Annotated in this window: 12 protein-coding genes; 9 read left to right on the forward strand and 3 right to left on the reverse strand. The window is 45.9% G+C overall.

The annotated features are described in order from the left end of the window. Positions 1-731 precede the first annotated feature (731 nt). Positions 732-1793, forward strand: a complete 1062-nt coding sequence (locus tag ACYVGR_RS28515) for a reverse transcriptase family protein (protein WP_460963255.1) — start codon at positions 732-734, stop codon at positions 1791-1793. Here ACYVGR_RS28515 and ACYVGR_RS28520 read toward each other — a convergent pair. Further along, complete coding sequence (locus ACYVGR_RS28520) at positions 1750-2454, reverse strand: CRISPR-associated endonuclease Cas6 (RefSeq protein ID WP_460963257.1); 705 nt, start codon at positions 2452-2454, stop codon at positions 1750-1752. The genes ACYVGR_RS28515 and ACYVGR_RS28520 overlap by 44 nt on opposite strands. Before the next feature lie 548 nt (positions 2455-3002). On the opposite strand from ACYVGR_RS28520, the gene ACYVGR_RS28525 reads away from it, so the two are divergent. Next, positions 3003-5453 carry a type I restriction-modification system subunit M gene (locus tag ACYVGR_RS28525; RefSeq protein ID WP_460963259.1) on the forward strand — a complete coding sequence of 817 codons (2451 nt, stop codon included), beginning with the start codon at positions 3003-3005 and terminating at the stop codon, positions 5451-5453. Beyond that, positions 5446-6678 (forward strand): restriction endonuclease subunit S, encoded by a 1233-nt coding sequence (locus ACYVGR_RS28530; protein WP_460963262.1) that lies wholly within the window; start codon positions 5446-5448, stop codon positions 6676-6678. Before ACYVGR_RS28525 ends, ACYVGR_RS28530 begins: the two co-directional genes overlap by 8 nt. Before the next feature lie 8 nt (positions 6679-6686). Here ACYVGR_RS28530 and ACYVGR_RS28535 read toward each other — a convergent pair whose 3' ends face one another. Continuing rightward, the gene (locus tag ACYVGR_RS28535; protein WP_460963264.1) at positions 6687-7550 is read right to left on the reverse strand and encodes a hypothetical protein; all 864 of its coding nucleotides are present in this window, start codon (positions 7548-7550) and stop codon (positions 6687-6689) included. Positions 7551-7766: 216 nt separating this feature from the next. Between ACYVGR_RS28535 and ACYVGR_RS28540 the strand changes: the two genes are divergently transcribed. The 5 genes from ACYVGR_RS28540 (at position 7767) to ACYVGR_RS28560 (ending at position 13737) form a co-directional block, all read left to right on the forward strand. Continuing rightward, on the forward strand, positions 7767-8285 hold the full coding sequence (locus ACYVGR_RS28540) for a hypothetical protein (protein WP_460963266.1): 519 nt from the start codon (positions 7767-7769) through the stop codon (positions 8283-8285). Between the two features lie 6 nt (positions 8286-8291). Next, complete coding sequence (locus ACYVGR_RS28545; RefSeq protein ID WP_460963268.1) at positions 8292-8669, forward strand: hypothetical protein; 378 nt, start codon at positions 8292-8294, stop codon at positions 8667-8669. A gap of 2 nt (positions 8670-8671) precedes the next feature. Beyond that, on the forward strand, positions 8672-9745 hold the full coding sequence (locus ACYVGR_RS28550; protein ID WP_460963270.1) for a hypothetical protein: 1074 nt from the start codon (positions 8672-8674) through the stop codon (positions 9743-9745). 61 nt (positions 9746-9806) lie between these two features. Further along, positions 9807-13064 (forward strand): type I restriction endonuclease subunit R, encoded by a 3258-nt coding sequence (locus ACYVGR_RS28555; protein WP_460963272.1) that lies wholly within the window; start codon positions 9807-9809, stop codon positions 13062-13064. Continuing rightward, the gene (locus ACYVGR_RS28560; protein WP_460963274.1) at positions 13057-13737 is read left to right on the forward strand and encodes a M48 family metallopeptidase; all 681 of its coding nucleotides are present in this window, start codon (positions 13057-13059) and stop codon (positions 13735-13737) included. The genes ACYVGR_RS28555 and ACYVGR_RS28560 overlap by 8 nt, the downstream gene beginning before the upstream one ends. A 45-nt stretch (positions 13738-13782) precedes the next feature. On the opposite strand, the gene ACYVGR_RS28565 is transcribed toward ACYVGR_RS28560, so the two are convergent. After that, a complete protein-coding gene (locus tag ACYVGR_RS28565) occupies positions 13783-14055 on the reverse strand; it encodes a helix-turn-helix domain-containing protein (RefSeq protein ID WP_460963276.1) in 273 nt (90 codons plus the stop codon). A 65-nt stretch (positions 14056-14120) separates the two neighbouring features. Here ACYVGR_RS28565 and ACYVGR_RS28570 point away from each other — a divergent pair, with 65 nt between their 5' ends. After that, positions 14121-14738, forward strand: coding sequence for a hypothetical protein (locus ACYVGR_RS28570; protein ID WP_460963277.1), 618 nt, complete (start codon positions 14121-14123; stop codon positions 14736-14738). Positions 14739-15020: the final 282 nt, after the last annotated feature.

The raw sequence follows: 15020 nt of genomic DNA on the forward strand, positions 1-15020 counted from the left end.
ATTGGTTCATGGTACACGAAGTTAAAAAAGTTTCGTGTCCGGATTTTTAGGACCATATCAGGCAGTAGGAGTCTGTAGCTGACGGAGAAGAGATTGCGACAATAAACACTTTTGGGATTGATGTAATCAACTTCGAGTAGGAGTCTGTAGCTGACGGAGAAGAGATTGCGACACAGAGTAACTCGGCAAATTGTGTAAGGATCTGCACCGTAGGAGTCTGTAGCTGACGGAGAAGAGATTGCGACAGATCGTCTTGCGGGATTCGATGATTGGTACGCGTAGGAGTCTGTAGCTGACGGAGAAGAGATTGCGACAAAAAATACTGAATAGTTATTATAGACCCGAAAATAGTAGGAGTCTGTAACTGACGGAGAAGAGATTGCGACATCCTTCGGGCGATCTATGAATTGAGATAACGTCGTAGTAGGGGCCTGTAGCTGACGGAGAAGAGATTGCGACCGCGAGCCCAATTAGGGCAATTGCTAAATTCTGAGCGTAGGGGTCTGTAGCTGACGGAGAAGAGATTGCAAAAAATGGCTGTGGAATCAATGATTCTGCGATTAACCTACTAGATAATCAATTAAGCTGGTCTGTGTGAATAAAGCAAAAGAACAAACATGTAATAAACGCTTTGAACAGTAAGAGTAGAATAGAACTGCCAACACTGTCAAATACGTTGGGCCAGACCATTAACCAGATGGGAATAATCCCAAAACCACACCGCTACTTCTATGAATTACACTCTTCAACGAGTTCGTTGGCTGGCTCAACAATTTGGCCAATTAACAACACCCGATGGACTCAGCCAACTCCTTGGCGTTCAGAAACATTTACTACAACTACTGGCAGTACAGCCTCATTACAATACCTTCAGGGTACCCAAGAAAAACGGAACTTTTCGACTCATTGAAGATCCTGAGCCTCATTTAAAACAAATTCAGAAACGGCTGAATACCTACCTTCAGGCGGTATATTACCTGCGCCGAACTCCGGCAGCGTATGGTTTCCAGATTGCCGTTGAAGGTGATAATGATACCCGAAATATCCTGACTAACGCCCGTAAGCATCTCTATACTGGCTGGATGCTCAATGCTGATTTTCAGGATTTCTTTCATCAAATAACTTATGATTGGGTATATAGGCTATTTAGCCATGAGCTATTTACATTCGGGGAAGAACTGGCGGAATTGCTTACTCGCCTGACTACCTACCATGAGCGCCTGGCTATGGGTGCCCCTACTTCGCCAGTGCTCTCTAACTTGGCAGCCATTCCATTTGACGATACCGTAGCCAAAATGGCCCAGTCGCGAACGTGGATATATACCCGCTTCGCTGATGATTTAACATTCTCTTCTGACACCCCTTTTGGCCCAGATGATATGCAAGAACTCCGCCGGTTAGCCGCTACAATGGGCCTGGTATTCAACGAATCTAAGTTTTCGATTTTATCGCCTTCAGTCAATAAAAAAGTAACCGGGCTTATACTCAATAACGGCCAAATTGAGTTGCCTATATCATTTGTAGATGAAACGCTGATGGAAATTGGAAAACTGAGGCATATTATGGAAATCCATTATCGTAGTGGTCGACCCGCTACCGACTGGCTGGAAAAATATCAACAGCAAATCGAGGGGCAGATGACTTTTGCCCGTTTCGTACTAGCCGACACCGATAGCCAACTACAGGATTTGCAGCAGGCTTATCAAAACGCCCTACAATTAATAGATACCTGCGAACCGGTTAGTTGGATCAACTCGGCTTATCTTGAATCTGCCAACCATAGCCTTTACTAACTCCTTTCCCAAACGATATATAATCGGGTAGATACAAGTTGCTGGTATACATCACTCGGAAAGAACGCAGTTGCATTTGCCCTGTCTGACTCCGCAGTCTTCTCAAACCTGTCTCTTCAATATCATTTACCGTTACCTGTAACTGTCCCGTTGGTAGTCGGCAACCCATTTCGCTACAAAATTTAAGAAGCTGTGCCGTTAAAATACGCTCGAGCATTGCCCTGCGTTCATCGGGTCCGGTCAACTCATTATACAGCTTTTCAAGATCAAGTACAGACCCATCCCGATTGAGGATGGTATTTAGTCCCAGCCAATTGTGAAGAATATAGGTTTGGCTCGTTGGGGTTAGCTCGAGTCGGGTACGCTGCTCCTTACGTTCGACCTGCCAGAACGCTTCAGGTAGGTTATCAAGCTGTTCCGTCAAAAATGTATTGAGCGCATCAAATCCCTCCTGAATGCCAAAAAGGGTCGCTTTTCCTCGATTGACTCTGTACTGAATACGCGGGTAGCGATAAATTACGCCATTAGGTTTCTCCGTATGATTATGAAAGAGATCATCCTGCCATCCAATCTGCTGGTTCAGAAAACTTCGAAACCGTCCGATCTCACCAGAACGGAGCAGTACGTTTGGGAACGTAACAAGTAGGGTTTTGAGCACCATAATTTACTTCGCTGTGCTTGAGGCAATTGACGAGGGTGAAGATTGTGCAGCCACTTTTATAAAATGGATTTGGGGATACCTGAAGTAAGCCACATCTATTTAGCTGCGTCTGGAAATCAAATAGCGTAGGTTTAAGAAGTCTACACTATGACGAAAGACGGTCCTTAATGATAGGAATTGTTGAACCAAGCTTGCCTTCATTGGTTTGCCAACCAAAACAAAAGCGGAGTCGAGTGGCATAATATAAGAAAATGTGTAGATAGATCTTTACGAGGAACAATAAACGAATAAATTACTGAAAAATAAACCTCACAACCCTCTCCACGGTGTGAAGGATATAAACTTATATAACCATTTCTATATGCTCATTTGGAGCATAACTACACGGGTAAAGATTCCAGAATCTTACTTATTAAACCAGTACACCCTGTGTCGGGTAGCCATCGTATCTGTATATTGCCAGTCTGATTTCAGAGTAATTTGACCCATTCCAAGTAAAATGTACCCGATCAGCGGGTTACTTTCCGGCCTAAAGCGCAGCGTTTCAGATGAATCAAAAACTTTCCCTTTCCAAACTCGAACAACTCCTGCTGAAGGCCTGCGATATTCTGCGGGGTAACATGGATGCGTCGGAGTTTAAAGAACATATTTTCGGGGTGCTTTTCCTGAAGCGGCTTAGTGATAAATTTCACGCTGACCGTATCCGGCTGGAGCAGGAATACAAAACTAAGGGATTGCCGGACGACCTGATCCAAATCCAGTTGGAGACTCCATCCAAATACGATTTCTACGTCCCCGAACGATCACGCTGGGAAAACATCCGGCACTTGAAAAAGGACGTGGGCTCATCGCTGAATAAAGCGCTGGCCGAACTGGAAGAAGCCAACCCCAACACGCTTCAGGATGTGCTGAAAAGCATCAACTACAACAAGAAGGTCGGGCAGAAAGCCCTGGAAGATGCTAAACTAGTGGAGTTCATCGAGCATTTCGAGACCATTCCGCTCCGGGACGAGGATTTCGAATTCCCGGATCTGATGGGGGCTGCTTATGAATACCTCATCAAGTACTTTGCTGATAGTGCGGGTAAAAAAGGAGGTGAATTCTACACCCCTGCCGAAGTAGTAAACCTGCTCACCAACCTGATTGAGCCACAGGAAGGCATGGCCATCTATGACCCCACAGTGGGGTCGGGTGGTATGCTGATTCAGTCGCAGAGCTACGTAGCCCAGTCTGGCGGCAACACGCGGAACCTAGCCCTGTATGGGCAGGAAAGCAATGGTACTACCTGGTCATTGTGCCGGATGAATATGCTGTTACACGGCATCTATACGGCTGACATACGTAATGAAGATACAATCAAGTCTCCCCAACATCTGGATAATAACGGAGAACTGAAACGCTTTGATCGGGTTATCGCTAATCCACCGTTTTCGCAGAACTACAGCACCAACGGTATGGAGCATAAAGACCGTTTTCAGGTATTCATGCCGGAATCGGGGAAGAAGGGCGACTTCATGTTTGTGCAGCACATGATTAGCGTACTGAAGTCGAACGGGAAGATGGCGGTGATTATGCCGCACGGGGTGCTGTTTCGTGGGGGAGCCGAGAAGATAGCCCGCGAATGGATGCTTAATAACGGCCTGCTGGAAGCCGTTATAGGCTTGCCTGCGGGCTTATTCTATGGAACGGGTATTCCGGCCAGCGTGCTGGTGATTAATAAGCAGGATGCAGCCAAACGCAAAGAGGTACTGTTCATAAACGCTGATCGCGAATACAAGGAAGGCAAGAACCAGAATAAGCTGCGCTCAGAGGATATTGAAAAGATTTCTAATGTGTACCGCAACCAGATCGAAGTACCAAAATATTCTCGGCTGGTGCCGCTCAGCGAACTGGCCTCTGAAGACTATAATCTCAACATTCGTAGGTACGTTGACAATGCTCCAGCTCCCGAACCGCAGGACGTAAAAGCGCACCTCAACGGGGGTATTCCCCTATCGGAAGTCGATGCGCTACAGCCGTTTTTCAGCACCTACGCCGGTTGCCGGGAGATGCTATTTAGAGATTACAAACCCGGTTATCTGCAATTCACCGAACGGGTTGCCGCCAAGGAGCAGATCAAAGACCTGATCGAAACCAGCCCCGGTGTGCAGCAAACCCATGCGGATTATCACCAAGCGTTGCAATCCTGGTGGAAGCAGCATCTACCAGCTATTAAATCCATCAACAGCCAACGTGCGGTGTTTGAACTGTACCGGAAACTACTGCCTGACATCACTGACACCTTGCGGCCCTTTGGTATGCTGGATTCCTTCAAGATCCGGGGAGCGTTTGCCGCATTTTGGAACAACGAAACTATCCTGAGCGACCTGAAATCTGTAGCGGCCAGCGGTTGGGGTGCCGCCCTGATCCCCGATGAAGAAATCCTGCGCTCACAGTTTGGTGACCTGCTCGACAAAAACGAACAGAATCAGGCTCGTATGGCAGAGTTGCAAGCCTTGTTTGAAGAAGCGGAAGGTGAAGACTATGATCCCGACGAAAGCGAAAGCGGCATCCTTTCCAAAGAAGCCCTAAAACAACTGAAAGCAGAGACCAAAACCAGCAAACGGGCCAAACAAAGTACAAGCTTGTTTGACTCTGATACCGACGATGTGCTGGTGATGCCCCCCGCCGACCGAATAGCACGCCATGATAAGCTTGTGAAGGAATTGAAAGACCTCAAGTTTGAAACCAAAGCAATGGAGAAGCGTACAGAAGATTTGGTTGATGCAGCCCGGCTAAGCATTACCCCCGCCCAGGCCGAGCAACTCATTCTGGCCCGCTGGGAACGCACCCTGTACAGCACCATCGACGGGTATTTGAAGCAATATCGCCAAAGTTTTGTAGCCGCCATTGAAAACCTGTACGGTAAATACAGCATCACGCTGAAAAGTTTACTGGCCGAACGGGAAGCCGAAAATCAAGTGTTGAACCAGTTTTTGATAGAGTTGGGATATGAGTAATCAATACAAAATTGGGGATATCGCAAAAGTTAAAGGGGGGAAGCGTTTACCCAAAGGCCATGATTTTGTAGAGCAATCAAGCATACCATACTTACGTGTGGTAGACATGATTAATGGCCGTATTGATGATTCAGACATTAAATACGTATCTCTACAGACTGAGAAGTTAATATCCAATTACAAAATAACGGATCAGGATATTTACGTAACCATTGCTGGCACGATCGGTAATTTTGGTATAATTCCTTCAAAATTCAATAATGCTCAGTTAACTGAAAATGCAGCAAAGCTTTGCGAAATAGATTTGTCGCAATTCAATCTTGACTATTTAATTCAAAAGTTTTCGTCGGAAGAAATCCAGGGACAAGTTTGGAAATTTATTGGTATAGGTGGAGGTGTTCCAAAATTGGCATTACACCGAATTCAAAAAATTGAATTCACAGCTCCCCCCCTTCCAACCCAGCGCAAAATAGCCCACATCCTCTCAACGATTGATGGCCAGATTGAAAAGACCGAGGCCATTATTACCAAGTATCAGGCCGTCAAGCAGGGCATGTTGCAGGATTTATTTACTCGGGGTATTGATGTCCGCACCGGCCAGCTACGCCCCCGTTACGAAGACGCACCGGAGTTGTATCAGGAGTCTGCGCTGGGGATGATTCCCAAGGAGTGGGAAGTTTCAACAATTGGAAAAGCTTGCCTAATTCAAAACCAATTCAGAAAACCCATTTCCTCTGAAATCCGTGAAACCATGCTTGGAAAATATCCCTATTACGGTCCAACTGGAATTCAGGATTACATTGATGAGTTTCGCGTAAAAGGTCGATATGTTCTGATTGGTGAGGATGGTGATCATTTTTTAAAGTGGTCAAAGCAAGAGATGACGCTTTTGGTGGACGGCGAGTTCAATGTAAATAATCACGCTCACATATTAGAGGGGACAGAAGCATGCCTTACAGAGTGGATTCACACATTCTTCGCACACAGGGACATAACTTTTTATTTGACGCGGCAGGGTGCTGGACGGTATAAGCTTAATAAGGCAGCGTTAAAGAGCATTGTATTCCCCTTGCCCAGTGTAACGGAGCAGAGAATGCTGATTGAACGGCTTACGTCAATTAATAGCCGTCTAAAACTGGACAGAGAAGTCCTCTCCAAGCTTCAAGTGCTCAAACAAGGTATGATGCAGGATTTACTGAGCGGGAAGGTGGAAGTGACAGTGTAAGGCTGAGCTTATTCGGGCGATTTTTGAATTTGTACCAGAAAGTTGCCAATGTTGTCTTTGTAGAATAAATCCCAGTATTCGGAGCTGTTAATTTCCCTCCATCGTTGTAAATATCTTCTGGAATCCGCAAATTCTTTTTTCTGAATAGGTGTAGCGTTGCGGGGTAACGTCTTGGGCATTTCCCCCATATAGGCATCCTGTGATTTCTCGTCCAGAACAAGATCATTGACTGTCAGATAAATATAAGCTTCTTTTTCATGAAAATTGACAATTTCCCTTTCGCCCCGTTCTGCCCAGTCAAATATATAAACCCCTTCCGGGCGAGGATTGTATTTTGATGGTTTGTTATTTTCATCGGTTGGAACTACACATGCCAATAAGTTTCCAATTCGCAAATTAGGATGTGACTTATGTAGTAATAAGCGCCCCCTAGATGGAGCGGTTGATCTGACTACTTTAAACGATTCCCCCACCGGAGAAGTCCAATTGGTGAGCGGTATAAAGTCACTGTCAGCAGCTGTAACAACCTTATTTATAGCAAGGTTTATTTCCCCAGTCGCCGTTATTACAGCTTTTTGCTTTGGCTGAAGAACAACGCCTGTATTGTGCCAGCATATGGTAGAAGGTAGGGACAAAATGGCCACTTCTGTATTGCCATGCTGGCCCTGTCCTCTTACAACGATGGTGCCACTTTTGTTGATTTCTACCTGTAACTCCCCTGGCCATAAATATTTCATGGATAGGACAACAATGATAGCAATTCCTGTCAGTAAAAAAACGGCCCTTAACGTATTCCCCCAGTTACCATAAATACTTCTTAAATCTCCAATGAAGGTATTCCCTTTATTCGCTTGATCGTCTTTAGCTTCCATTAATGAGTCAGGATAGAAAGAGGAATGTTTTTTATCAAAAATCCCTGATTATCGCCATCGGCACAAGGGGAAAAATCCCGTTTCTGGGGTGCCTTGAACAAGAATATACGTGAATGCAAAAACGGGATTTTTCCCCTCGCATTCGATGCTTATCTGCCAGACATTTGCTACTACATAGACTTCAATACTTTCTCTATCCTTTAAACGATTCCTGTTATGTCAATCGACAGTTTAACTCAAATTGTGTCGATTCTGCTAGCGATCAGCCTTGCCAGCGAACGATTTGTTACCGCCATTAAAACACTCTTTCCCGAATTTTTTGAGGATGAGAAAAAAACACCTGCTCAGGAAGTAGACCTGGTAGCCGATAAGTGGCGCCGATTCGCTGTGCAATTGATTGCTTTTCTAGCATCTTGGTTCGTTGCGGGTTTTTTAACGACTGAAAAGTTTATGTTAGGCAGTGTTTCTTTTGCCGATGGGGCGGTGTTGATGCCTTCGTTTATCGTTGGACTTCTGGCCAGTGGTGGATCATCATTCTGGAACAATATATTAGGCTACACCAAAGCTGCCAAGGACATTCAGATTCAGCAGCGGGCACAAAAAGGCTTAGAATATCATACAATGGCAAAGGATGCGGGTGTAGTAGCAACTGATGGTGGGATGGTAGCGAACAGACCTAACCGGGACGAACTGCTGAAGAAATTAGATCTAATTACACCGCCACTCCTCAACTAGTCTACAATGAACGTCACCCCAATTTCTATTTCGCCAACTGATGGGCCAGTTTCGGTTCGAATTTCGATTCCGAATAACCCTCAAACCGTAGCCGGTAAAGTATTCCAGTACAGTGCCGCGAAAGTAATGGAGCAAACAGTAGGCATTTTCGACTTCGAGCATACAGACCTGTTATTAGGTATGCCATCGACAATCACCGGGAAATTTTTTGCCGTAAGCGGCCTGGTTCTTTTTTTAGGAGACAGTACCCCTTCTTTTTATCAGGTCGTGGTAGAAGTGCTGCAAAACGGGCAAAGCATTTTTAAGGAAGTGCCTAAAACGGGAGGGGCTGGTACGCTTAAGGATGCTGATATTCCATTTATATACGGCTTTACTATACAATAAAAATGACCCCTATTAAATCCTACTTTCTTTATCTGATCCTGATGAGTTTGCCCATACAAATGTGGGCGCAGGGGTCAGAGTCGGCGGTTGCTAATCTGGTCAATGGGGTATCCTACGGGGTTCCCTCTTCGCCAGCTTTTGAACTACTCCCAGGAAAAACCTCAGAAGTCGTAAACTTGGTAACTCCGCACGACATAGCTAGTAACGTTAACAACCTGTTCGACGGCACAAAAATACGGACTGGCGCTGCTTTCGATGCTCGACCGTTCGCTTGGGCAGTAGGCTCAATCACCCAATACCAGGAAAATAAAGCTTTACAATTTCTATATCGAAGCCTCCTCTCCATTGGAACAGCCCCAGATGATGTCGTTAAAGGAGATGTTTTTCTTAGTACGGGTTTACGTATTCCTATATTCGACAATGGAGACCCGCGTGCCAAGAAGGATTTTTTGCGTGATCTAAGCACTGAAGCCCAGAAGATTGTAATAGCTCCGGACCTAGAGTTATCGGACGAGGAGAATATAAATCGGAGTGAAGCTGTGGCAAAGGCAAAAAAACTCCTTGACCCTATTCGTGATAAATTCTACAAGGAAAACTGGAACCGGGGTAAACTCGATGCTGGCTTTGCCTATATGGTGAGAGCACGTAGTGGGTCTTTACAAACTGATAGTCTGAGTGGCGACCGCCTGGGGCTATGGGTAGCATGGGGGATTCGACTGCGCCATTTTGGACAATTGACCGTTAGCGGCAAACTTACCAATTCGCTTCAGGCCACAAAGGCTGAATCCGAAACAGGTCGCAACGTACTGGGTGCAAGGGCACGGTTCTTTTTTCCTGGAAAACTGGCCGATAGGCTAGCCGCTTCAGCTGAATTTGCGGGTATTTGGGCCAACTACAAAGAGAGCAGTATGAATGAATCGTGGCGGCATTTTGCAGTTCTGGTTGAGTACCACCTGCCTAAACTGAAAGGTTGGCTGGGCGTTGGTTATGGGGGGGATACTGCCCATCGTACAAATTCTGACAGTAAATTCTCAATCAACTATGCTATTTACACCAATCAATTAATCAAAAAGTAGATGCTTGTATTCGCGACCGGTTCATAAAGAATTAACTTGCGGTTACCTATTCCTCAACCGCATGTCTGAGTATCTCCACACTGAAAAGCCATTCCTGACCCAATTGCATGACCTAGGCTGGACTGTGACCAACCAGCCCGCAGGCATTCCGGTCAATCCAACTAAAAGCGATCGAAGCAGTTTTAAAGAGGTGTCGCTAAAGGAGGTTTTCAAGCAGTCGCTTTACGCGATTAATACTACTGACAGGGGGCAATCCTGGCTGACAGATGCACAATTGGAAGCCATTTATGATGAAGTAACCACCCATACCCGCAAACCCCTGATTGAAGCGAATAAGGCCGTTTGGGAGATGCTGCTGGGCAAACATAAAATCATCGTTGACCAAAACCACCTGACCGGTGAGCAGTCTGTACCCATCAAACTGATTGATTTTGCCAATTCCGAACGGAACAGTTTTAAGGCCATTAACCAGTTTCGTATAGACACTCCCGGCATGGGTAAAGGGTTCATTATCCCCGATATTGTGCTGTTCGTGAATGGCCTACCCCTGGTGGTCGTGGAATGTAAAATCCAGAACGAATTTACCGCCAACCCACTCGATGAAGCCGTCAAGCAGTTGCAACGCTACAGCAACCAGCGCGAAAACACCCAGCGCGACGGACTCAAAGAAGGGGAAGAAAGCCTGTTCTGGTTTAACCAGTTTACCATTGCCACTTACGGAGAGAAAGCCTATTATGGGACCATTTCATCCAGCCGAAACCATTACTACGAGTGGAAAGACATCTACCCTGAGCGGTATAAAACCTTTACCCCACCACTGGGACGGGTACGCTCGCAGGAAACACTGATCCAGGGTATGCTTCCCCCTACCACCCTGCTTGATATTGTGCAGCACTTCACCCTGTTCAAACCGGCTGGAGAAGGTAAGGAAAGTAAGGTGGTGGGACGCTATCAGCAGTTTCGGGCAGTGGGTAAAACTATCCGTCGGCTACTAGACGGACAAACACCGTTTGAGCGCTCGGGGGTAATCTGGCATACGCAGGGCAGCGGCAAAAGCCTGACGATGGTGATGCTGGTTCGTAAGCTACGTTCTACGCCAGCCCTTCAGGACTATAAAGTGCTCCTGGTCAACGACCGGATTGATCTGGAAGACCAGTTAGGCGAAACCGCCACCCTGACCGGCGAAAAGATTGACTTTGTGGAAACCACCACCCAGCTTAAAGCCAAGCTGGCCACGCCCAGCTCCAACGTGGTAATGGTAATGATTCATAAGTTTCAGGAGCGCACCCGCACCGATCATTCTCTGGTTGGGCAGGCACTTCGCATGGCAGCTGAACCCTTACCCATCTACACCCAATTTGGGGAGGTAAACCGCTCAGAAAAGATCCTGATTCTGATTGATGAAGCGCACCGCTCACAGGGCAGCGATATGGGGAACAACATCTTTGAAGCTTTTCCCAACTCAACCAAGATTGCCTTTACGGGTACGCCCCTGATCACTGATCGGCATAAGAAGAAGACCTACGAGCGCTTTGGCTCCTACATCGACCAGTATAAACTAACCGATGCCGTACGGGATGGGGCTACGCTACAGATTCTTTACGAAGGCAAAACATCCGATGATGCCATACGCAACAAAAGCCAGTTCGAAGCAAAATTTGAAGACTTGGTCAGCGAGCATACCCCCGAAGAAATTGAACGTATCAAAAAGAAATACGGCACTTACGGTGATATTCTGGAAGCGGAAAAGCGGATTGAAGCCATCGCGACCGACTTGGTTGATCATTACATCGACAACATCCTGGTCAATGGTTTTAAGGCGCAGGTAGTAGCCAGTAGCGTGCTGGCGGCTGTCCGCTACAAACGGGCCATTGAAGAAGCCATTAAAAACCGGTTGGCAACCGAAATGATCAAAGCCAAGCCAAATGCTGACCTGATCGAAAAAATTGCGTTTCTGAAGGTGGAAACGGTTGTGTCCTCACAGGGAACCAACGAAGATGCCATCATTACCGAAGCACGTAAGTCATCGTTGGCCAACAAAGCCATCGACAACTTCAAAGAACGCTTCGACTACTCTAAGCCCCTGACAGGCATTGCCCTGCTGGTGGTGTGCGACATGCTCTTAACGGGCTTCGATGCCCCTATCGAGCAGATTATGTATCTGGACAAGAAGATGAAAGAGCATAACCTGTTGCAGGCGATTGCTCGGGTGAATCGGACCTACAAAGGAAAAACACGGGGCTATGTGGTGGATTACATTGGTAACACCAACAACCTGCGGGAAGCACTGAAGATCTATAGTGCCGATGAGGTGAACGACATTCTGGATTCGTTCCGGAACATCACCTCGGAGATCCCCATCTTGGAACAGCGTTATTTACGCCTGATTCAATTATTCAAGGAGAAAGGTATTGAACGGATTGATGCTTACGTCCAGCAGAAAATCGCCGACCCGAACATCCGGGTCATCATCCTGGAGCAGTGCATTGAACTGGCAGAAGACGTGAAGTTTCGGGCCGATTTTGAGGTGTATTTCAAGCGGTTCACCGAAAGCATGGACATAGTCTTACCTAATGCTGCTGCTAATCCTTACAAGATTCCAGCCCAACAATTTGCGCATCTGCTGTTTTCTATTCGGCAACGGTATAAAGATGCAACCATTAACCTGGAAGACGTTGGAGAAAAAATCAAACAGCTCATCAATGCGCATTTAATCAATCTGGGTATTGACCCCAAGATTCCCCCCATTGAACTGTTCTCCGACCAATTCGAGGAGCAAATTAGCAAGAACACCAGCCCCAAATCGGTAGCGTCCGAAATGGAACACGCTATTCGCAAGCACATCAAGGTAAGTTTTGAGGATGACCCTTCCCTGTACAAAAAGCTCTATGAAAAGCTAGAAGCCATCCTGCAACAGCATCAACAGGACTGGGAAAAACTAGTACAGGACTTGAAGGCACTCCGGGATGAAACCATGGCTGGACGCAAGCAAACAGAAGAGGGTGTGTCAGCCGTTGAAGCACCGTTCTTTGATTTAATGATCGACCTGGCGTTTGGGGCCAATACCCCTGACAAACCTACCCGCGAACACTGCAAGGAAATCATTACAGATGTTATTGACAAGCTGGAATCAACTATTGGGTTTATCGACTTTTGGAACAGGGCCTATGAAATTGACAAAATGAAGAGCGACATTAGTGACATTCTGCTCTTCAGTAAAATAAAGCCCCTGATTGATCATCGAGAGCGGATTGCCAGTGAGATAATGGCTTTAGCCAAGCGACGGCACAACCAGTTAATTGGGCAGTCTGATGCATGATATCCCCGCTTATACGATCACACGAAGTCGGCGTAAAACGCTTAGTATCTACCTAGAACGTGATGGCACAATCAGTGTGCTTGCGCCAGCGGATTTTACCGATGAGGAAATCCATAAGATCGTTACTAGTAAAAACTTTCAGTTATATAAGTACCTTGCGGAACGGGATGAACTGAACGCTACACGCAGTTTACGGGAGATCGTCAGTGGAGAAACGTTTCCATATCTAGGCCGTAATTACCGCCTACAACTGGTCGATACCCAACCAGTTCCATTATTGCTAAAGGAGGGGTACTTCTGCCTGAAACGCACAGATAAAGATAAGGCGCTGGAGATTTTCAAAGAATTCTATCGGACGAAAGGCGTGCCTCGAATTAGTAAACGGGTGCAGCAGTTTAAAGAACAGATGGGTGTTGAAACTGGTCAAGTCAAGGTGATGGATTTGCAGCACCGCTGGGCTTCGTGTTCAGTAGCCACCGGTGATTTGAACTTTCACTGGAAATGCATGATGGCCCCCCTTTCGATATTGGACTACATTATCGTTCATGAAATGGCCCACCTGAAATATGATAATCATTCCGACGCTTTCTGGAATGAAGTAGACAAGGTAATGCCTGACCACCGTGAGCGGAAAACCTGGTTACGGTTTAATGGGGCTGGTATGGATTTATAAGCAAGACATCACATCCACCGATAAATTTTGACCGCGTTGCGTAAATTAATATGACTCACCCTCCTTTATAGACGGCAATGGGAAGTCGAACAAATCTGCGACGGTTAATTCAAGTGCCCTTGCTAGAGCAAAGACTGTGCTAATGGTGGTATTAATTTCTCCCCGTTCAATGCGTCCAATTTGGCGCGTATCAATATGGCACTGGTAAGCCAGCTCTTCTTGCGAAAAACCTTTATCTAATCGCTTCTGTCGGATATTAATTCCAAACAGTTTGATGGCTTCTTTGTCCCGTATGCCTATCACAGGGCAAAGAATCATAATTTCATAAAGAAGAATAAGGACATATATGTCCTTATTCTTCTTGCTATTATATTTGGTAGACAATGAACCGTAACGACAAACGATTCGGAGAATCAAGTATGCTGATTATTGACCGACTGTATTCCCGTTATTTTCAAAAATCACGAGGATTTATTTATCCCCTGCTAGATCTGTCCCGTCACTTGGCTTTCCAGCCTCACCAAGTCTATATCGAATGGTCGCCGATGGACATTTCCGTCCGTGACCACAAATTGATTGCTGTCTTTGCTTATGAGGATGACGAACCGGGCTGGCAGCTCTACATGAACGAGCTGTTACTTAAACATCCTTATCTGGCGGATATGTATTTGCTGGACGATGCCAAGCTGGCCTTCGTATTTGACCTCTCAGAATATGGTTCCGACATCGATCTGTTTTGGGAAGGTAAATACTCCAAGCTTTCCCCATTCTGTAAGATAATGGTGCGTAACTTTTACGGGATCGGTACACCAGAATGGGCATATATGGAGAGCTTTCTCGAGCCTGAGAAGCACTTTGTCACCTATGCAGCTCTTATTGAAGTAGAAGAAGCCGTTCTTCGCGCTACTGGCGAACTATGTGATCCGCCAAATCATATAAAGGAAACTCTGCTTACCACCGTCTCTTACATGACTCCTCTGAAACGTAAGCTACGATTATGATCCAGAGCTTATCACATTCATTTCTAATTAAAATGGAAGTTTATGTAAACGATGGAATTCCATCTAGGTTGCCCGACTCTATATTATCATCACACTTGGGTGTTGCGTTGGCTGGAATGTGAACGCTATAAATTAGTCCAGCGACACTATTAACATGAAGTTTAAAATGATGGCTTAATACTTTCATTTGCCAAATTATAACCTACTTCAATTAATTCTTTGGGTAGTTCTAAACTTGTAATGATAGGTTGTAGTTTGTGACCACAAATCTGATTGATTTGA

The organism is Spirosoma litoris (assembly GCF_054776755.1).